The organism is Acidicapsa ligni, assembly GCF_025685655.1.
In the GTDB taxonomy this organism is placed as follows: domain Bacteria; phylum Acidobacteriota; class Terriglobia; order Terriglobales; family Acidobacteriaceae; genus Acidicapsa; species Acidicapsa ligni.
The window spans coordinates 40,683-60,777 of the sequence record NZ_JAGSYG010000003.1 but is presented as its reverse complement, the minus strand read 5'-3'; the positions used below and the strand labels follow the sequence as shown (position 1 = coordinate 60,777).

The following is a 20,095-nucleotide window of genomic DNA, read 5'->3' as shown; positions in this document are numbered from 1 at the left end:
ATCTTAGAGGAGTCTTTCGAAAGACTGCTGTTGGTCACGAGTGGCTTTCGCAGTCGCAACATGCGGAAACTTTTTTCTCTTCTGCAGTGCATGGGCATCACCTTAGCACGGTGACAGTTGCTATAGCAACTCTGGGAGGAGTAGGAACGAGCCAGCTTTTATGGCCGATTTTCGAAGATTTTCACTGTTAGTTTGCGTTAACTCTTAACGAGAGGCGACCGATAAAATGACCTGCCATTTTGTCGCCTTCTACGAATATCAACCCCGGTCACGACGTGTTAGCCTTCGCCGTATCCCCAGTCGAGGAGTCACTCGCTCAGGAGGATTTGATTCTGTGCTGCTATGTCGAGACTCAGCAAACGTCTTACCCTTGCCACTGTCCTCGGAGCCTCAATGGCCTCAGGACTCGTATGTCTCTATCTCTTCCGAAATTCCGTAGGAGGCGCCGAGGCTCTCCTCGAACGGGCAGACAAGCTCGCGTGGAACAATGACTGGGTTGAGGCTGACCCGCTCTACGAAAAGGCTGAGTCACTCCTTACGACGCAGCACCTGCCATCGAAGGCGCTCTATGCGCACGTAAGCCGCTTCATTCTCCGGGCCGAGTCGGAGCCCATCTCGTCCCTATTGGTGGAGCTTCAGAGAGACGAGACGCGACCGGATGCGAACGGCCCTGATACCCACCTGAGGATCCTGCTCATCGAAGGGATGCTCGAGACGAACTACGATGCGGGGATGGCGCGGAAGACGTGGGAGCAGGTTGAGACCATCGCTCTCAGACGCGGTCGATATCGTCTGGCGGCCCGTGCCGTCGGAGAGCAAGGTATCGCCGCATTCCTGCAGGGAGACGTCGCGTCGGCAGGAAGGCTCGTCCGCATTGCATGGATAACGGCACGGTGTCTTCACGATCAGCCCGCGCACGTTCGCTATGCAAGCGTATATGGCGCTGGCCTGGTAGAACTCCAGCAGTACGAGAGTGCGATGCGGGTTCTTGACGAAGCCATCAACACCGCGACCAGCTCCCGCAGTGTTGCATATCCCAGTATTGCCATGGACTCGAAAATTGACGCATTGCGAGGCTTACATCGATATTCGGATGCCCTGGAACTCGCAGATGAAGCCATTGCGCGCCTTCCGTCTTCGACACTGGATGCGCACGTCTTCCAGATCCTGACATCCAAAGGAAAGGTCTATGGCGACATCAATCAATGGAATCAGGCCTCGCATGTTTACGAGCGCGCCTTGGCCTATGCAAGACATCTTGAATACTGGCGAGGCATCGCCGAGACCGGCGGCTTGCTCGCGGTATCCCTGGAACACGAGGAGAAATTGCCCGACGCGCTCAAGGCAGTCGATGAAGCCATTCATGCCAATGAAGAGCAACCCGATGAGCTGTATTATGCTCCCCGCAACTTGGCGATCAAAGCAGAGATCCTCGATAGGATGGGCCGGTCGCACGAAGCGCACTCCTTGTACGAACGGAGCCTAACCCTGATCGACTCACTAGTCGCGACAGCGCCCACCCCGGAAGTCGAGCGCGACCTGATCACGCAGTTGGGCGTTGTCTACACCTCATACTATCGATCACTTGCCGGCGAGGGCGACCTTGCGGGGGCCTTCGAGGTCGTAGAGAGGGAGCGCGGAAGGGTCGAGGCTCACGCGTTGGAGGATCACGCGCTGGTACTCCCTCATCCGATCTCTCCTGTGGAGCAGAAGATCTCGGACCTGAACGTGAAGCTCATTGAGAGTGATGAACCCGCGATTACCTTGCAATTAGAAGAGGCGCTTCGCACCGCAAATCTCTCGAGCGATAACACGACGCTCGCTATGCGCGCTGCCAGGCGTCCGTTTTCTGTGGCAAGTGTCCAGAATCATCTGGAATCCGGCGAACTTGTTCTCGAGTATGTTCTCGCCGAGCCAACCTCCTCTGTTCTCGCCATTACGCGCGGAAGCGTTCATAAATACGATCTGCCATCGAAGCAGGAGATCGAGCTGGACGCTCGACACTACGAAGCTACGATGCGTCGTCGCAGCGCAGATCGAGTGCTTGCCTCGCGGCTCTTTAGTGAGCTCCTGGCGCCTGTACCGGAGTATCGCTCGAACCCGGCCTTGATCGTCATTCCGGACGGGCAACTTCATCTGCTCCCATTCTCTGCCCTCATGGCGAACAACGCTTACGTGCTCACGACGCACACCGTCAGTGCAAGTCCATCGGCGACAGTTCTTTCCCTCCTGAGGGATCGCGAACAGGTCACCAGCAGCGATCCTCTGTCCTATGTCGGTGTTGCTGCATGGTCGGCCATGGATGAACAGGAAGAAGCTGAGGTCCGGTCCGTCTCGTTGCGTGCCCCGACTCCTGACTTCGAACCTCTGCCGGAGAGTAAGCAGGAGGTCGAGGAGATCGCCGGCGACTTTCCAGAACCTAACACATTACTAATAGGTCCGGACGCGACAGAGACCCGCTTCAAGCAACTTCCTCTGATGAAGTATCGCGTTTTACACTTGGCGCTCCACGGCTACGCGGATCTGGAATTCCCGGACCGTTCTGCGTTGGTGTTTTCACCCGAAAGCGATGGTCCGGACGATGGACGCCTGGAGATACGTGAGATTCGCAATCTCCGTCTCAGGGCGCGGTTGGTTGCCCTGTCATCGTGTAACACCGGCGTCGGCCCCATCGGTGCATCGGATATCGCGAACGTATCGAACGCATTCATCGAAGCGGGCGCGGAAACAGTCGTATCGACATTATGGGAGCTTCAGGACAGGACGGCTGAGCATCTGATGACGGACTTCTATCAGAAACTCGCGCAGCATCACGAGAAGGGGGCTGCGCTTCGCGAGGCGCAACTGGATTTCGTTCGGGCGGACCTATCGCCGTACTATTGGGCAGGCTTTGAAGTGGTTGGGGACCCCTCGGGGACGCTTTGAAACCGAAGCCAAACAACAAAGGAATGAGAAATGGCAGAGGAGCAACTAAACAGAGACCAGCGATCAGAGATTTTGAATATGCTGTCGGAGAGAGTCATCAGCAAGTTTTATGATCCGAATCTACGGGGAGTCGACTGGAAGGCAGCCGTAGATAGACACCGCGAGGCAATCCTGAGTGCCGAGTCCGCGGAGTCCTTTGAACTGGCAGTGGGCAAACTCCTCGCAGAACTCAAAACCTCCCACGTAGGCTTCTACAAACAACGGCCTCAGCGCGCAACGGCACGAATGGCGATCAGTGCGACCTACAGTGCAGAATCGATCGAGGGGCAGGATCGCTGGGTCTTTCAGATTGTCCATGAGGGTGGGCCAGGAGCCAGAGCTGGCCTCAAGGCCGGCGATGTGTTGCTCTCGGTAGATGGCCGAATCTACTCTCCACCCGAACATCCCAGTTTTCCATTGGGGAAGAAAACGATCGTGCAGGTGCTGACTAACGAAGGTCGTCCTGTCACCCGCAAACTGGACATCCCGATTGCGTCGAAGAAGAGGTTCCAGCTTCCATACGTGCAACCTACTCTGGTCGTGCCGAAGCGAATTCGCCACGATATCGGATATCTCCGCATCTCCATGTTCCCCGGCGTGGTCGGCGTGGATGTAGCGAACGAAATTACAACCGCAATCCGGCAATTGCATCCGGTGAACCGGCTAATTATCGATCTCCGTGGGAACTCAGGAGGAGGTTTGGCAGTCGTCCGGTTAATGAGCCTGCTTACACCCGAACGTCTTCCCATCGGCTACAGCGAGCACCGCAGCCAATCTGGAATGTCATCCGACGCCCAGAGATTCCCGGTTTTCGATTCAATACCGCAGCGCAAGCTGGTCTTGAAATGGCTAACCGTTAAATTCGGTTGGCGGATCGCAGCCGCAAAGCTGGGTCTCCGGGTGAAACCGATCCTGCTCCGCACCGAAGGACTTGAGCCGAAACCCTTCAGCAAGCGTGTGGTTCTCCTGGTCGACCGACACACCGCCAGCGCGAGCGAGATTGTGGCAGCATTTGCGCGGGAGAACGGTCTAGCGGTCCTGGTGGGCGAACCGACCTCCGGTCGGCTGTTGAGCGGCGACGACTTCAAACTCTCCGGCGGTTACCGCGTGGCGCTTCCCGTTGGCGTCTATCGCACCGCGCATGGATGGGTTCTCGAAGGCAGCCCGGTTGAACCGGACGTGCATGTTCCGTTTGATTCAAGCGCCGCAAGGTCCGGAGCCGACCCTCAATTGGAGAGAGCGGTCGAGGTGGTTTCAACCCTCTGACCGAGGACCATCCCAAACATTGTCGCCTTCTACGAATTGTGTTGGATCGGCCTGAATGGCACACTCACTTCGAGGCCGCATATGCGAGCGGAGTTCGGTAGTCTCCACGCGCCCTAGCGGCCCAATTGCGGATGCGCTTTTCGGACCCTGAATCCGATGAGTATCGACTCGTGTTGATCCAGAAAGTGCCGAGGCGAATACTAGCTGAGCACCGAAGCGGTGCGATCGCGCTTCCTCGTGTCCGTGTCCCCCGATGGACTCGCCCCGCCCGGGAGATCGTAAAGCTCATCCGTCAGAAGTGGCGAGTCGAAGGAATCGTACTCGACATACTCGGTGACCGGCCAGGATGTGGCAACCTCGTCTTGGTCGAACTCCGCGACACGCGTAGCCTGCACGGCTGCCTTTTGCACCCGACATCGCTCTCTGAGATCCGCGCGAACGCGCTGTCCTCTACCGAGCATGACACTCTCACGAGTGTGCTGACACAGGGTTCCACTGGACGTGGTCCATTCTCCCGGCTGGGATGGATCGACGAGGCGATCGAATGGATTCAGACCGAGACGCGGTCACGCGGACCTCAAACACGCTGGCGGTTGGATCAATTCAATGCCTCAGCAACCGGTTCGTTGATCCGATTCCAGAACGAACGAGGTGAAGCTTATTGGCTCAAATCCGGAGGCTCTCTGAACCGCAGTGAAATGGGTATCACCAGCACCATGGCATCGCTGTTTCCGGATTACCTGCCCGAGATCATCTCAGTCCATTCGGGTTGGAGTGCCTGGTTGATGCGCGACGAGGGTGTCTCTCTGGCAAATGCCTCAACCGATCGACGAGTCCTTGAAGATGTTGTCCGCCGCATCGCAGAACTTCAACGAGAAAGCTGTCAGCACACAGGCAGGCTGCTCGAGGATGGCTGTCATGACCACCGTATCTCTCGCTTGCTCGAACGGTTAGCCGGACTTATTCCCTACCTCGAGGATGCGGTGCAGGCGCAGGAGGTATCGACGGGGCCGCGCCTCCAACCAGCCCGCATTCGGCGCATTCGGGATTTGTTCGAAAAAGCAGCTTCTCGAATGCTGCGCCTGAACATCCCAGATGCGTTGATGCACTGCGACTTCAGTGTAGAGAACATCCTCATCTCACAACGCGGATGCCTGTTTACCGATTGGGCGCAAGCTAGTATTGGTGTGCCTTTCGTGACATTTGAACAGCTGCGTCTTCAACTCCTGCAGACCGGTGGAGCGTGCGGCCATGTCCATCGGCTCTCGGAGCTGTACCGCAGCCAATGGGCTGAACTGATCCCTGCTGCAGACATCGAGACAGCTTTCACACTTGTACCGCTGATCGCAGTGACCTGTGACCTTTGCTGTCGACCAGAGTGGTTGACAATGACTGGTCCTGACCGCCCGCTATCCCAGAGCTATGCGAGAACGTTGGCGCGGAGACTCGACCGTGCCGCGAAACTGATCGAGCAGAACTCTCTCATGTGTGCATGACCGATGACGCCTCGGATCAATTCAAGGACAGGGGGTAATAGTAAGTCATCTCTCCATCATGCCTCGTGCCGAGGAGATATTTACCTGCACGCAGGTCACGGAGATCGAGCGTCACATGTAGATCGGCATGGGGTCCGTTTACCTCCGCGTTGGCATTCACATCGCGGAGAGCCGGTGCGTTCCTGTTGGACTGGACAGTGACTCGATATGTGCCAGCAGGACTGTAGTACGGCAACTTCACATGAAGTTCCACGATGGTTCGACGGAGAGACACCTGAACCTCAGAAACAGACGACCCGCTCCCCCGGACCACGCCATCCCCACTCAGATCCACATCTACCTTTGCGATCGAAGCATTGGAGGTTGCTTGCCTGGCGCTCTCGATCTTCCGGAAACCAATACCCACCGCAATCACAAGACACGCAGCTATCAGAAAGCCCAGGGCTTTCGAGCGAGTCGACATCGACTGTGCGCGGGCTGTCGCGATCAGCTGCTCACGGCTCTCTCGCAGTCGCCTCAATTCGAGGGTACACTCCCTGCATCGTGTAATGTGTGTGTCATTAAGTTGGTCAAGTCCAACCGCGGCCGGGGTATCGACGAACCGCTTCAGCACATCGTCGCCAGGGCAGCCTAGCCTCTCAGGGTTGGGATAGTGCTCGACGACATATGCCTCCCAGCGCTCAAAGGTGAGCGTGTTGTTCTCGTCGTCCTCCCTGAAGCCTGGCAACTGATTCACGATTACCTTTCCTCTATAGGGGAATGTTTGTAACTTAACGTTTGCGCCCGCGAACCCTGATACCGAGCCTTCTACGAATGCGGTCTATCTCACGATGGCACCCCATACGAATGGCATCGATCGACTTGGATGACTCGACGGACACATCCTTCCACGAACTGCGTGCTCCGAAGCGCATCAGCATCGCATGGCGCAGGTCTTGCGGCGTCTCATCGAGAATTGTATCGAGGTCGATCTCGGCCTCCACCTCGTCCTCAAAGGATTTAGTGGGTGGCAGGAGGAATTCGATATCGTTGGCGGTACCGCGGAATGACAACCGTTGGTTTGCCCTCTTCCTCCTCCTCACTGCGTTGCGATAGAAGCGCTCCAGATGAACTTGAGCGGCTTCGACTTCGATGGGAGGAGAATCGGCAAGGTATTCGGCGGTCTGCTGAATTGCGATTTCCATTAATTCAGGTGCCAGTGTCTCGTCGCCCAGTTGGTTATGGGCAATCTGTTGCGCCTCCGGCCATGCACCGCGAACGGCAGCACGTACTACCGGAGCGATCCAGCGGCTCTGAGGAGCGAATCCGATGGCCCAAATAAGGTCAGAGGGAGACGGTGAAAACATTAGCTAATCCATGAAGGTTGACATATCACCTAACGGAAGCCAGGCTTCCAGTTTGATGCTTAATCACTTGCGATAGTAGCAAAGATCCACACAAAGACATCGTTTTGCAGATTGACATGTTCGTTTGTTCTCGATTCGACGGCTCTATAGACGAAGGGGGATGTCTGTTGCTCGCACTGACATATGTCTTGCATGACGACTCAATCAAACTCGTTGACACTGGCTACCGACTGGGGCCCGGAAGCACATGCCATGGCTGCGCAGGCTAGGGTCTTGTCGGGCAACAAACTTGAGGAACTCGTCGTACGGCTCCAGCGTCGCACCGGAAGGACAAAAGACCAGTGCTGGCGTTTTATTATTCAGCACGCGCTGAAGCGATCAACCGACCATCGTCGCTGGAAAGATGAAGAGGTTGAAGAGGTACGCGAAGAGCTCGTTAGAAAATCAATTGAAGAAGTCGCAAAGAAGCTGCATCGCACGCCACAGGCGATACGAAGCATGCTCAGACGGCACAACCTCAGCTTGCGTGACATCCGTTGCGATCGTTTCTCGATTGAGAGTCTCTCTGTAGCTCTACGGATTCGGAAGACTGAGATCCACCACTGGATCGACGTCGGTTGGTTGCAGGCAGCGGTGGAGATTCACGGTAGCAAGCGACTATATGTCATCACGCCCGAAGCTCTAAGCCAGCTCTATAAGAAACATCTGCCGGAGCTGCTCGCACGCGGCGCCCCGAATCTGGCCCTGTTCGAGGCGTACTTGCAATATTGCTACTCTCCGAAACACACGCTGGGCAGTCAGCTTCTTGATGTGCGGAGGGACAAAAAGGAACGTGCTGCTTTCGCGGCACTAAACGACTCTGAGGAGGACGAGGATGACGACGGAGACAGCGAACGCTATCGCTTCACTGGCGAAGAGCACTAACCGATGGCTAACGAAACAGGACCCCGGCCGGACTGAACGTTGTAGCCAGTGTGGATCGCCGCTCACCCCCTCACGCGCTACGCCGCTTGAAACCATCGGCAATGTCCTATGTTTCGCGGTCATGCTTGCTGTGGCAATTCCTCTTCTATACTTCGGGACCGAGTTCGTGAGGCATACATTCGAGCTCTCTTTTCATGAGGCCTTCTGGCTGCAACCGCTGGAGAGATGGAACCAGGAGTGAAGTCAGGGAGCGATCTGGAACGGTCAAGAGTCGAGAAGGACCTACTCTGAAAGCTTTTCAAAGATGGCGAGTAGCGTGTCAGCTTCTTCTCGGGTGAGCTTCTTGCTGAGGTACTGCCGTATGGCTTGAGCGTGCGCAGGCTGCGCCGCTTTGAGCACCCTCTTCCCAGCAGCAAGCATCACTACCTCCGCGGTGCGACCGGCGGGCTCGCGACGAACAAATCCCTTTGCTTCCATGCGGGTAAGCTGATGCGAAAGCCTGCTCTTGTTCCACTTCAACGACTGTAAAAGGTCCTGCTGGCCCAATTTCCCATCGCCTAAATCGTGAAGGCGACTTAACACGCTAAACTCCGAGCCCGAAAGCCCGCAAGCCCTCAGGACGCCGCTCTCAATGCGGCTGAACACGACATCGCTGAGTATCTTCACGGCACGCCAAAGGTTGAGCTCACGAGCTGTCAGATTGAACTTGTCCACGCACCAACGATAACGATGGATGGGGGAACCTACAACACCCACAATCTGGAAGCTGCTTTTCTGTCCTTCAGTCCGTTCAGGCAGCCTTCAGAGGACAACGATCAATTTGCCTGACTGTAAACGGATTAGCATCCCCAAGCAATTGTGTGCTTCTATTACGAGATGTCCATTAATGGATATACGTTATAGTCATCCGCTAACAGCGCTTGGTTGTGCGTATTGGCAGTGCCCATGCATTGTGAGGTCAGTCAGTTCTGTCAACACACAGGAACTCAAGCGGACTTGATTTCTGTGACGATCGGGTAGTTCCGTTACGTCATTTCGATTGAAGGATAGGCATCATAGATACGTGGCTGGCTTCACGTTATGGAGCTGGCGCACGCTCCGATAACAGCTGTGGCCCTCGATAAGCTGACCACAGTCCACAGGGAGCAAAACGAGCCACTCTACAGTCCGACTTTACTTGCCGCCTTAGAAACGTTCAGAAGGATCGGCTTGACCATACCCTCGATCTTCGCTGCCATCTCCTCGGCCGGAATACGATCCGATGTTTCAATCCAGCGTCGGGCCGCACCGAAGATTGCCCAGGCTGTCGTAGTCGCCACCATCGCTTTATCGAAACCGGGCACGTCCGGGTGGTTTTTTGCGCCTTCCATGAAAATCGCTTCCACGACTGGGATGATTGATCCTTCGACTGGCATTTTCTTCAACTGACTGGGGCAACCGGTGGTCTCGGCAAGATAGTCGCAGACGCCTAATGCGATTGCCCGCAATCCACCTTCACAGTCTGAGAAAGTTAAACTTCGACGCTCAACGAGTTCCCGGAACCGGGTCTCAGTCATGGCCTGCAACAAGGCATTCTTATCTGGGTAATGGAGATAAAAGGTAGCGCGATTCAGAGCGGCCTCGTCGGCGATGTCCTGAACAGAAATATGATCGAAGTCTTTTATATTGAGCAACCTAGCCAGACCTTCAATAAGCATGCTGCGGCTCCGCAGAATGCGTGGATCGACTGAATCCACCTCGTCCCCGAATCGGAATGAATCTGACATATCTAATTCAAGCATAGTCCCTCGCAGCGCGACAGTGTACTTATTCGACACATGTCTATCTTTTGAATCGACTAATGTCTATTAGTCATCAGATGTCGCATAGGGGGTTTTCTGATGCCTAAGCTTTTGCACGTCGATTCCAGTCCACTCCATGGTCGTTCCGTCTCACGTGAATTGACCGCCGCGTTTGTCACCCAGTGGAAGTCTTCCCATCCGCATGGGCTGGTAATTGACCGCGACCTGAACACGACTTCAATTCCGCCCATCACTGCTGAGTGGGTGGGTGCTGTGTATACGCCCGAAGAGGCGCGTACTCCGGAGCAGAAACAGTTGCTTTCGCTGTCGGATTCCTTTTTGTCAGAACTAGAGGAGGCTGATGAATATGTCTTCGGTGTGCCCATGCATAACTTCAGCGTGCCCTCTGTGCTGAAGCTCTGGATTGACCAGATCGCTCGTGTCGGCAAGACCTTCTCCTACACGGATGGAACACCAAAGGGGCTGATCATCGGCAAAAAGGCGACGTTCATCCTTGCAACTGGCGGCATCTACGACGCCCAAACCCAGATGGCCTCGTTTAATTTCGTGGAGCCATATCTTCGAGCACTCTTCGGCTTCCTCGGCGTGACGGCAGCGACATTTCTCACAGCTGGCGGCACCATGGCGCTGAATCATGGTCAGGATCGGGATACATTTCTCGCGCCCCATCTTCAGGCCGTGCAAACGTACGCGCAGACCCTCTAAAGGAGAGACAGCACATGAAAATTGCTTCGACAATTGCACGCTATCTGCTGGGACTGATGTTCGCAGTTTTCGGCCTGAACGGGTTTCTTAATTTTATTCCTCAACCACCGCCGGCCAATCCACTGGTGATGCAGTTCTTCGTGGTCGTCAGTACATCGCATTTCTCTGCGTTCTACTTCGCGGTACAGTTATTGGGCGGTGTCTTGCTTCTGTCGGGATACTTTGTACCTCTGGCGCTGGCACTGCTCGCGGCGGAACTCTACAACATCCTTGCCTTTCATTTGACTCTTGCTCCAGCCAGCATCGCTCCGGCCTTGGTCGCGTCCGTGCTTTGGATTCTGGTCTTTCTCCAGTATCGAAATAACTTTGCGGGCCTCTTTACAGCGAAGACTCCTACCGGGGAGAAGCAAACACTAATCTGATCTATCCCGAGTAAATCCCTGCGGCTGATGCGGCCACGAGACCAGCTCGCTGAGAATTCAGCCGTCATCCAATTCTATTGATTTGTAGACGGAGGGAGTAAGATGACGAACACGTTTGGTGCTACGTCGACGGCAGACGAGGTATTGTCCGGAATCAATTTGAATGGCAAGAGGATCCTCGTCACCGGAGTATCGGCCGGCATTGGAGTCGAGACTGCCCGATCGCTGGTTTCGCATGGCGCGCATGTTGTGGGCGCCGTGCGGGATTTGGCGAAGGCCCAACGGGCGACGACCGAAATCACAAAAGATGCGCAGGCACAAGGTGGCAACTTCGAGTTGGTTGAAGCCGACCTTGCAAAGCTCAGCAGTGCGAGAGCTTGCGCCAACGCATTGTTGGACAGTGGCGAACAATTCGATGTAGTAATCGCGAATGCAGGTGTCATGGCGACTCCACTTGAATACACGGTGGATGGGTTCGAGCGGCAATTCGGGACGAATCACCTTGGACACTTTGTCCTGATCAACCGGATCGCAGCACTCATTCGTGACGGAGGGCGCCTCGTTAACCTATCCTCCGGAGCTCATCGATACACAAATGTCGACCTCGACGACCCGAACTTCGCAAGAACTGAATACCAGCCCTTTGTGGGCTATGGACGATCGAAGACGGCCAACATTCTTTTTGGCGTCGAGTTCGATAAGCGTCACAGGGCCCGTGGTACGCGCGCCACGGCGGTCCATCCAGGACTCATCAAAACTGAGTTAGGGCGCCACATGGAGCCAGGTTCAATGGAGAAAATGATCGACCAAATGAACCAGCAGCTAGCCGCTGAAGGCAAAGAACCGTTCGTATTGAAAACAATTCAGCAAGGTGCGGCGACGTCAGTCTGGTGTGCTGTCGTGGCGTCGGGCGATGAAGTTGGGGCGGGCTACTGCGAGAATTGTCGCACCAGTCCAGTCATATCGGATAATCGCCCGCTCGGACCGCTAGATGACGGCGTTCGGGCGTACGCTCTCGACGCCGCCACTGCCGAGGCACTTTGGAAAAAGAGCGAGGAGATGGTCGGGGAGGAATTTTAGCGTTCCCTTGCAGATGCCCGACGCCGAGTGTGAGTGTCAGTAGTTAGCCGGCCACAGCATGCGTTGGGTAATCGTGCGTACCTTCTTCCTAATTCTGCTCGGGTGTTCCTCATGGCGATGGTTGCTATATTGGCTCCATCTCTAACGAAATCGTCTGTCCGTCAGTTCCCGTCTGAGAGAGGACCTTCAGTTTGTAACATGCTTCGGAAGAACCGCTACTTCAACGCGGGTGGATCCGCTGGCATAAACAAGCGAAGCCCGCACCGTTTATCTCGAAATCAACGAGCACCTTACGGATGCTTCCTCGACGCGCAGCGACTGCGAATGGAAGGTGAGATGCCGGCCATCGCGCGGGAATCTGTTTATAGGCTGCTGAACTTGCCCAAAGCTTATGCCGAGCGGCCGGCTCTCGCATGCTGGGAGTTATGAGGAAGGCGACGTCTTGAAACAGAGCTGTGATGTTCTAATTGTCGGCGGTGGTCCTGCCGGGCTAGCGGCGGCAATTGCGCTGCGACGCCGCGGAGCAGACGTATTACTGGCGGATTCGCAGCGACCTCCTATCGATAAGGCTTGTGGTGAAGGGTTGATGCCGGACGCGCTGTTCGAACTAGCTCAACTGGGCGTCGTGCCGCGCCCGAACGACGGTGCCCCGTTTATCGGGATTCGTTTTGCTGATGGGCATAGCACGGTATCGGCTACCTTTGATCGAGACAGTAGCAACGGAACCAGCAAAACGGGTCTCGGCGTCCGCAGATTAACGTTGCACAATCTGCTAATGGAATATGCAAGGAACGTTGGCGTTCGCATGTTGTGGGGTGCGCCTGTCGTCCTCAGTGTTTCGGCACCGCCAACCGTCCAGAGTAAGCCGTGCGCATATCGCTGGATAATCGGCGCTGATGGCCACGCTTCGCGTGTACGTTCGTGGGCAGCACTTGACGATCGCAGATTGCGTCATCGACGTTTCGGCTTCCGTGCCCACTACCGCATAAGACCTTGGAGCGAATACGTAGAAGTTCACTGGGCTGCTGCGGGACAGGCCTATATCACTCCGCTGAGTCAGGAAGAAATCTGCGTAGCAGTCGTCACGAGTTCTCGTGAAGTGAGGCTGCAGGACATTATCGATAGTGTGCCTCTGCTGCGTGCCAAGCTCTCGGGCCTCCAGTGCATTACAAGCGAACGCGGCGCGATCACTACCACCACACGCCTGCGTCGCGTCACGCGGGGCAACATTGCGCTTCTGGGCGACGCGTCGGGATCTGTCGATGCGATCACGGGCGAGGGCCTGGCGATTAGCTTTCGTCAGGCGAGGCTGCTGGCCGATGCTATCGGCTCGAATAACCTGGACAGCTATGCCTCGAAACACGTCACGACGTTGCGGCTCCCGCAAGCAATGGCATCCGCCATGTTGCTGATGGACCGACGACCAGGTTTACGTTCACATGCACTGCGCGCTTTATCGGCGTATCCAAAGTTGTTTCAAAAGATGCTACGGGTGCATCTGCATGACGGGTCACTGCGAAATCGAAGGTGAGTCTTTCGGTATAGCGAGGCCATCAAAATGGCCTGAAGGGAAGGTCCCGAAGAAGAGGTTCCGAGGGGGAGGATAGTTGAAGTTTTGACGCAGGCTTTCAGGGCTTCGCTCTCAATACGGCTGGAGATGACACCGCCGAGTATCTCTACAGCACGCCAAAGCTCACGCTCACGGGCCGTCAGCCTGATGTTGTCCATTCCCCCTACGATAGAGATGGGAAGTCGGAACTGACAATACTGGAAATTTGCACAGTCACCCGCTGCCTTTCGATGCACAGGGTCTCGAATGTCAGCGGGTGGGCGCAGTCTCAAATAGTCAAGTCGACTGGGACAGCTGGTTTTAGTGTGATGAGCCGATCATTCCCAACAAATTTGAAGGCTGTCTCCAATTCCTGCGGGCTCTGGATGAAATGACTCCAGCCATAGTTATGAACAGACGTAATCTTGGCATCCTTGAAGCGACTAGCTGCTTCAAGCGCGTCGTTGGAGTTCATGGTTACGTTGAAGGGGCCTCGCGGCTGAGCTGCACCAGCATAGAGGACAGCAAGACCAACATTGAACCGCTGCGCTACCGGCTCCAAACCCTCAAACCATACCGTGTCACCAGTGATGTAGATGTCCCGGTGGCCTTCAGTCGAGAGTACGAATCCGACCACATCGCCGATGATTGGCTCAATCCCAATTGGACCATGACGCGCGGGCGTCGCGGTAATGGTGAGTTTACCCCCATTCGGCAGCGGAATGGTGGTCGTCTCCCACGGGTGAAGGCCGATCGTCTCTCCTCCGAGTCTCTTTGCTCCGCTGGCGGTCGTGATCACGCGCCCCGCACTCGGGAGAAACGCTCTTCCAGCCTGGTCCAGATTATCCATATGATGATCGTGACTCAGCAGAACTGCGTCAATGGGCAGCAGCGACTCAGGTGTCACCGGTGGCGAATTATACTTCCTGAGATTTTCTCCTCCCAAAGGATAAAGCTGGGGCGGGTCAAAGGTGGGATCGGTAAGAAGACGAAGGCCGGCATATTCAATGAACAAGGTAGGGCCGTCTATCAGCATGATGCGAACTTTTACATTTTCCATATCGGTAGTCCAAGCCTATTGTGGCGACTTTCTCTTATCACACGAACTCTAAACTGACTCATAGCTCATCACAATCGGGTCCTTATGTTACGGGCTATCTGTTAATGGGTATCCCCTATAGTCCGTCACCGAACTGAAGGCATATGGTGATAATGATGGATTCTGTTGCTACACGGCGAACCAAACGACTTCGACCTTTGCCAGTTGGGGCGTCGGCTGCGCGTCCTTTCTCATTCGGGAGCATCCATGACTTGTGCCAATGATTCCGACTGCTAATGCTCATGTTTTACCCCCCTGTATTCACGTAGATTCAAGTGCGTCGGCTTCACCTTGTACCCCGAACGACCGCAAATGGGTATTAATTGCCATCATCCTTGGCTCGTCACTGGCGTTCATGGATAGCTCAGTTGTCAATGTTGCGTTACCGAGATTGCAAGCTGCCTTCCAGGGGACCTCAGGCAGTATTCAATGGATTGTCCAGAGCTACGCACTGTTCACTGCCTCTCTCTTGCTACCTGGGGGCGCTATCGGTGATCGGTATGGAAGGCGCCGGATCTTCATCTGGGGCATCGTCATCTTTGCGCTCGCCTCCGTGGCGTGCGCTCTTTCGCTTTCTTTAGCAATGCTTGTTGCATCCCGCATCATCCAGGGAATCGGAGCCGCGCTTCTGATTCCTCAAGGACTCTCGATCCTGTCAGCATCGTTCCCTGCGGATCAGCGTGGCAGGGCCATCGGAACCTGGTCCGCCTGGACAAGCGTCTTTGCCGCTCTCGGCCCCGTGGCCGGGGGCTGGCTCATCCAGATCTGGTCATGGCGACTCATTTTTTTGCTAAACGTGCCAATCGCCATGGTGGTCGTCTTGTTGTCGCCCCGAATCCCGGAAAGCCGATCGGCGGGCGACGGCGAGATGGCACGACCCCTCGATCGCCTGGGGGCCGCGTTGGCCACGTTAGCCTTCGCCGCGTTGATCTATGCTCTTTCGTTCGCCCCAGAGTTTGGTTGGCACAGCCCTAAGGTGATCTTGGTATTCATGACCGGACTGGTGCTGCTCGCTGCTTTTCTGTGGTCTCAGTCCAAGCGAACAAATGCGATGATCCCGCTATCGCTCTTCCGCATCCCACGCTTTCTGGCTGCCAACTTGCTTACCTTCCTCCTCTACGGGGCTCTGACCGGGGCGCTCTATGTAACGCCTTTCTACCTCATCCAGGTGCGTCACTACGCTCCCGTCGCTGCGGGCGCGGTCTTTCTTCCGCTGATCGCTCTCATGTTCGTCTTCTCTGCTCGTGTCGGAGACTTGATCCCCCGAATCGGCGAGCGTGTCTTGCTGGCGCTCGGCGCGGCGCTCGCTGGGGCTGGTTTCATTGCATTCGCTCTTTTGGACCAGCAACAAAGCTACGTCTTCGGCATCCTGCCCGGAGTACTGCTGCTTGGCGCTGGAATGACCTGTGCAGTCGCACCACTCACGACTGCAGTGATGTCCTCGGTCCTGGACCACCAAACGGGCATTGCATCGGCGGTAAACAATGCACTCTCCCGAATGGGTGGCTTATTGGCTGTATCGGTGCTGTCTCTGGTCCTGGCGCATGGATTCGCAGTCAGCCTGCAGAGGCAACTGGATCGCTCCGGTCTACCAGTCGAGGCTCGCAATCAAATGGTCGCTGGCAAGTCTCGAATCCATGACATTCCAATACCTGCGGGGCTGACGGAAGAGCAACGGATCAGAGCGACGTCGATCTTGGATATGTCATTTCTTTCAGGCTTTCGCCTTGTCATGTTCTCTTGTGCCTTCACTTCGCTTGCCGGGGCCGTCGTGGTTCTTGTGCTTCTGCGCAATCCGACTCGTGAACATGACGAGGAAGGCACTCAGCCTGCGACCGCGTAGAGCGCATAAACTTGGCACTTTTACGTAACGCTTTCGTCAGAACCGAGCTTTCGAAACGGCACAACCAGAACTGGGCACGGCCCCAGCTGCGTTACCCGGTAGGTAGTTGAACCGAATACCGCAACATCCAAAGTCCCGCGGCCCCTCACTCCCATGGCGACTATTTCAGGTCTCTCTTCGAAGGCGTACTTGATGAGCTCCTGGTATGGCTTCCCAAAACGCACTGCGGTCTTGATCTTCAGAGCGCTGTAGGATTCCTTCATAGAAATTAGTTGACGCAGATCCTCCATCGCTTTTGGGGCGGCCTTCTCGTCGGGATCTCCGAATAATCCGGTCTCAACCACATGCAAAAGGGTGAGCTCGGCATCGTACTCAGCAGCCACCGAGATCGCGTATTCGAAAGCGTCCGCTGAATTGGCCGAAAAGTCTGTGCAAAGGAGTATTCGTTTCAGGCGCCGGACGTGATGGGAATCCTCACCTGCCTCCATAGAGTCTTCCGGAGGCACTGCCAGCACTGGGCACGGAGCCGTACGCATAACCCGATCGGTGGTTGACCCAAGCACCAGACGATCGAAGCCTCGGTGACCGTGCGTCCCCATAACAATGATGTCTGGCCTCATGGCCTGCGCGGATGACAGGATTTGATCTGGCGCCATTCCTCTTTCGACGAGCAGTTCGGGCCGAACCTCGTCATGCGTGTGCATCTTCACGAACTCCTGCAGTCTCTCCAAACCGCTCATGTCCAGCCCCTCATAGAACGTTCTAAGGTCTGCAGCGGAAGCAGCATAAGAAGCCGAAGGATGTCGCCATAGCTCGACGACGTGCATTGCCACTAAATTTGCCTGATAGTGCTCCGCAAGCGATAGCGCATGACGGTAGGCTCTTATGGAGATAGAGGAGAAATCTACAGGGCAAAGAATCTGTTTGATTTTGAGCATGAAGCCTCTCCACATTACGTCGTGGATTGTTCTGGGACGCGCAAAGGCACCCTTTGTTCTCAAATGCGCTTCAGAAACCGATACCAGTCTCTAACAAGATAAACAGCTATGTTAAGGGAGCTACACGCTGAAACTCTGACCGAACTCTGGAGATTTTCCGGAGAATTCGATCCCCTCATTGAGTCCTCGCCTCGTCACGCGCTGCCGCGTAGACTAGCCCGCTCGCGCCGATGTGAGAAGCTTCCGGCAGGATCGCCAACGTCGATTCGCTCTCGGGCATCTGTGCCTCTCACACCAGCGATTCTTAAGACACACACTGGAACGGTAATCGTTGGAATCTCTCCAAAATTCGGCCAGCTTTTGGCGCGACTCTCCCCTAGCATGCGTGCGGGTGGGTCTCGATAAGTCCAGAAGGCGGCAAAAAGTGGACTGAAACTGCGTCTTCAGGCGCTGCCCTGGACGCTACCATGTCTTTGCCCTCCTGGAAGCAACTTGGGAGCAGGGCGTATGTTGTTTCCCATGCAGAGACGACCGAATCCTACGAGGCCTATTTGCCCGAAACGATAAAGCGGGAAGATCCGCAAGTCACTCCACTCTTTGCAACCGATTTCACTGCTGTTGCGTCGGCGCTGATCATTACCGTTCAAGAAGGCCAACTCCGCGACCTTCAGAATATCTCCACAGTTCCGCCATGATTGCAACGACCGGACTTCTCTAAAATTACCTTGGCATACCTTCAAAGCTATGCTGCTTTGCATAACGACCTGCCAGGGCAGGTCGTGACTGTCATTTCTACGACTTCGCAGCGTCGAGTGGTCTAGGCGATTGCAAGAGACAGCGGCGTTACAGACGAATCGTAGAATGCTTCCATTGGTAAACGAAAAGGAGACCCGAAAACCATGAGCGCCAATGGAGAAGCCTCCCAGGCATCGAGCAATGCAGAGCTTCGCCCGGATCTCGCGTTCGCCCCACTTACGGAAACGATGATCGAGCGAGTGAGATCTTATGGCAAGGAAGAAATCTTCCCGGCCAACACCTCATTGTTTACGCACGGTGCCCGCGAAATCGATATGTTCGTGGTGCTGGATGGCGAGGTCGAGATCTGCTTGCCGATGAAGAACGGTGAATCCAAAGTTATCGCAAATCACCGGAGATTTGCCTTTACCGGTGAGCTGAATCTCCTGACAACTCAGGGCTCTCTCGTGAACGCGACAACTGTGGGAGACACCCGGCTTCTTCGGATACGACGCAAGGACTTTCAAAGACTTATGCGCGAAGAAGGCGATATCGCGAACCTGATCACCTCCGGAGTCATCTGGCGTCGCATCGCCATCATTGCCGAAGAGATGGCCGGTGTTGCGGTACGGGGTCATATCAATGACGCTGAGACGACACTCCTTCAACGCTTTCTGGTGCGCAACAGCTATCCGCATCGAATGATTGAGGTGCCCACCCCGGAAATCCATCTACTCGGGGAAGACCTGTCCGATCACGACGACAAGCTCCCCGCAGTTCTTTTGACCGACGGCCGCATCTTGCATAGACCCACAATCACGCAACTCGCTGATGAGTTGGGGATCACCGAACTTCCCGATCCTGACAGAATTTATGACGTAGCAGTCGTCGGCGCCGGTCCTTCAGGTCTCGCGGCTGCAGTTTATGCGGCATCCGAGGGGCTTTCCACAATCGTGATCGAAAGCACGGCACCGGGAGGACAGGCAGGTACCAGCTCGAGGATAGAGAACTATCTCGGTTTCCCGACAGGGGTCTCGGGCCAGCGTCTCGCGAGCCGCGCTCAGTTGCAGGCACTGAAGTTCGGTGTGAGCTTTGCTATCTCGCGAGCGACCGTAACGTCGGAACAGGTCGACGGCATACACAAGCTGACTCTTGCAGGCGATGTGCCGGTTCGATCGAGAGCCGTTGTTGTGGCATCAGGGGCACAGTATCGCAAGCTCGCGGCTAAGAACTATGGAAGATTCGAAAATTGCGGCATCTACTATGCGGCGACCGCCATGGAGGCGGCGTTTTGCCGGGAAAAAGAGATCGTCGTTGTGGGAGGCGGCAATTCCGCTGGTCAGGCGGCACTGTTTTTGTCGGGCATAGCGAAACATGTGCATCATATACTCCGCTCAAATTCGTTGGCAGCTACGATGTCGCAGTATCTTATCTCGCGCCTCAAAAGCTCCTCCAACATTACGCTCTATACGCATTCTGAACTCGTGGAATTCGGAGGCGATTCCTCTCTGGAACTCGCCACCTGGGTCAATCGTAAAACGGGTGAGTCGATCACGAAGCCAGTTGGAAGCGTGTTTGTGATGATCGGAGCCGAACCCAATTCGGGTTGGCTCTTCGGCACGGTTCTACTTGATAAGAAGGGCTTCATCCTCACAGGAGGTACGGATGGTTTTGAAAACACTCCTTACGCGACCAGTATGCCGGGTATGTTCGCCGTTGGTGACGTCCGAGCGAAATCTGTGAAACGCGTCGCATCTGCTGTGGGCGAAGGGTCTGTCGTCATTAGTGACGTTCATCGCTATCTTGCCGATCACCGCAACAAATTCCCAGCGGAACCAAACTCCACCCTGGCAGCGTTGCGCTCCGCGAACTCTGCGGCTGCCGCACATGAATGACAGTCATCGAGCATCAGGGAAGGAAGGAAAA

At 55.5% G+C, this 20,095-nt stretch carries 18 protein-coding genes; 11 read left to right on the top strand and 7 right to left on the bottom strand.

The window, feature by feature from the left end:
* Positions 1 to 393 precede the first annotated feature (393 nt).
* Both OHL19_RS10775 and OHL19_RS10770 read left to right on the top strand, forming a co-directional pair.
* Entirely contained in the window at positions 394 to 2,925 is a 2,532-nt protein-coding gene (locus OHL19_RS10775) for a CHAT domain-containing protein (protein ID WP_263357700.1), read from the top strand.
* A gap of 30 nt (positions 2,926 to 2,955) precedes the next feature.
* Entirely contained in the window at positions 2,956 to 4,230 is a 1,275-nt protein-coding gene (locus tag OHL19_RS10770; protein ID WP_263357699.1) for a S41 family peptidase, read from the top strand.
* A 200-nt stretch (positions 4,231 to 4,430) separates the two neighbouring features.
* Here OHL19_RS10770 and OHL19_RS10765 read toward each other — a convergent pair whose 3' ends face one another.
* Entirely contained in the window at positions 4,431 to 4,640 is a 210-nt protein-coding gene (locus OHL19_RS10765) for a hypothetical protein (RefSeq protein ID WP_263357698.1), read from the bottom strand.
* On the opposite strand from OHL19_RS10765, the gene OHL19_RS10760 reads away from it, so the two are divergent.
* The gene (locus OHL19_RS10760; RefSeq protein WP_263357697.1) at positions 4,635 to 5,726 is read left to right on the top strand and encodes an aminoglycoside phosphotransferase family protein; all 1,092 of its coding nucleotides are present in this window, start codon (positions 4,635 to 4,637) and stop codon (positions 5,724 to 5,726) included. The two genes, OHL19_RS10765 and OHL19_RS10760, sit on opposite strands and share 6 nt — an antisense overlap.
* A gap of 16 nt (positions 5,727 to 5,742) precedes the next feature.
* On the opposite strand, the gene OHL19_RS10755 is transcribed toward OHL19_RS10760, so the two are convergent.
* A complete protein-coding gene (locus OHL19_RS10755; protein ID WP_263357696.1) occupies positions 5,743 to 6,462 on the bottom strand; it encodes a hypothetical protein in 720 nt (239 codons plus the stop codon).
* Between the two features lie 34 nt (positions 6,463 to 6,496).
* Complete coding sequence (locus OHL19_RS10750; RefSeq protein WP_263357695.1) at positions 6,497 to 7,072, bottom strand: sigma-70 RNA polymerase sigma factor region 4 domain-containing protein; 576 nt, start codon at positions 7,070 to 7,072, stop codon at positions 6,497 to 6,499.
* Between the two features lie 252 nt (positions 7,073 to 7,324).
* Between OHL19_RS10750 and OHL19_RS10745 the strand changes: the two genes are divergently transcribed.
* Entirely contained in the window at positions 7,325 to 7,996 is a 672-nt protein-coding gene (locus OHL19_RS10745) for a hypothetical protein (RefSeq protein ID WP_263357694.1), read from the top strand.
* A gap of 282 nt (positions 7,997 to 8,278) precedes the next feature.
* On the opposite strand, the gene OHL19_RS10740 is transcribed toward OHL19_RS10745, so the two are convergent.
* Positions 8,279 to 8,752 (bottom strand): MarR family winged helix-turn-helix transcriptional regulator, encoded by a 474-nt coding sequence (locus OHL19_RS10740; RefSeq protein WP_263357693.1) that lies wholly within the window; start codon positions 8,750 to 8,752, stop codon positions 8,279 to 8,281.
* A 404-nt stretch (positions 8,753 to 9,156) separates the two neighbouring features.
* A complete protein-coding gene (locus OHL19_RS10735) occupies positions 9,157 to 9,693 on the bottom strand; it encodes a TetR/AcrR family transcriptional regulator (protein WP_263357692.1) in 537 nt (178 codons plus the stop codon).
* 183 nt (positions 9,694 to 9,876) lie between these two features.
* On the opposite strand from OHL19_RS10735, the gene OHL19_RS10730 reads away from it, so the two are divergent.
* From OHL19_RS10730 to OHL19_RS10715, 4 genes are all read left to right on the top strand, one after another.
* On the top strand, positions 9,877 to 10,503 hold the full coding sequence (locus OHL19_RS10730) for an FMN-dependent NADH-azoreductase (RefSeq protein WP_263357691.1): 627 nt from the start codon (positions 9,877 to 9,879) through the stop codon (positions 10,501 to 10,503).
* 14 nt (positions 10,504 to 10,517) lie between these two features.
* Positions 10,518 to 10,925, top strand: a complete 408-nt coding sequence (locus tag OHL19_RS10725) for a hypothetical protein (RefSeq protein WP_263357690.1) — start codon at positions 10,518 to 10,520, stop codon at positions 10,923 to 10,925.
* 102 nt (positions 10,926 to 11,027) lie between these two features.
* Complete coding sequence (locus OHL19_RS10720) at positions 11,028 to 12,005, top strand: SDR family NAD(P)-dependent oxidoreductase (protein WP_263357689.1); 978 nt, start codon at positions 11,028 to 11,030, stop codon at positions 12,003 to 12,005.
* Between the two features lie 442 nt (positions 12,006 to 12,447).
* Positions 12,448 to 13,536: an NAD(P)/FAD-dependent oxidoreductase gene (locus OHL19_RS10715; protein ID WP_263357688.1), complete on the top strand. Its 1,089-nt coding sequence runs from the start codon at positions 12,448 to 12,450 to the stop codon at positions 13,534 to 13,536.
* 307 nt (positions 13,537 to 13,843) lie between these two features.
* Here the strand turns inward: OHL19_RS10715 and OHL19_RS10710 are convergent, their stop codons facing one another.
* Positions 13,844 to 14,614 carry an MBL fold metallo-hydrolase gene (locus OHL19_RS10710; RefSeq protein ID WP_263357687.1) on the bottom strand — a complete coding sequence of 257 codons (771 nt, stop codon included), beginning with the start codon at positions 14,612 to 14,614 and terminating at the stop codon, positions 13,844 to 13,846.
* 259 nt (positions 14,615 to 14,873) lie between these two features.
* Here OHL19_RS10710 and OHL19_RS10705 point away from each other — a divergent pair, with 259 nt between their 5' ends.
* Entirely contained in the window at positions 14,874 to 16,496 is a 1,623-nt protein-coding gene (locus OHL19_RS10705) for an MFS transporter (protein WP_263357686.1), read from the top strand.
* A gap of 20 nt (positions 16,497 to 16,516) precedes the next feature.
* On the opposite strand, the gene OHL19_RS10700 is transcribed toward OHL19_RS10705, so the two are convergent.
* Positions 16,517 to 17,434 carry a universal stress protein gene (locus tag OHL19_RS10700; protein ID WP_263357685.1) on the bottom strand — a complete coding sequence of 306 codons (918 nt, stop codon included), beginning with the start codon at positions 17,432 to 17,434 and terminating at the stop codon, positions 16,517 to 16,519.
* 467 nt (positions 17,435 to 17,901) lie between these two features.
* Here OHL19_RS10700 and OHL19_RS10695 point away from each other — a divergent pair, with 467 nt between their 5' ends.
* Positions 17,902 to 18,129, top strand: coding sequence for a hypothetical protein (locus OHL19_RS10695; protein ID WP_263357684.1), 228 nt, complete (start codon positions 17,902 to 17,904; stop codon positions 18,127 to 18,129).
* Between the two features lie 204 nt (positions 18,130 to 18,333).
* The gene (locus OHL19_RS10690; protein ID WP_263357683.1) at positions 18,334 to 20,064 is read left to right on the top strand and encodes an FAD-dependent oxidoreductase; all 1,731 of its coding nucleotides are present in this window, start codon (positions 18,334 to 18,336) and stop codon (positions 20,062 to 20,064) included.
* Positions 20,065 to 20,095 lie beyond the last annotated feature (31 nt).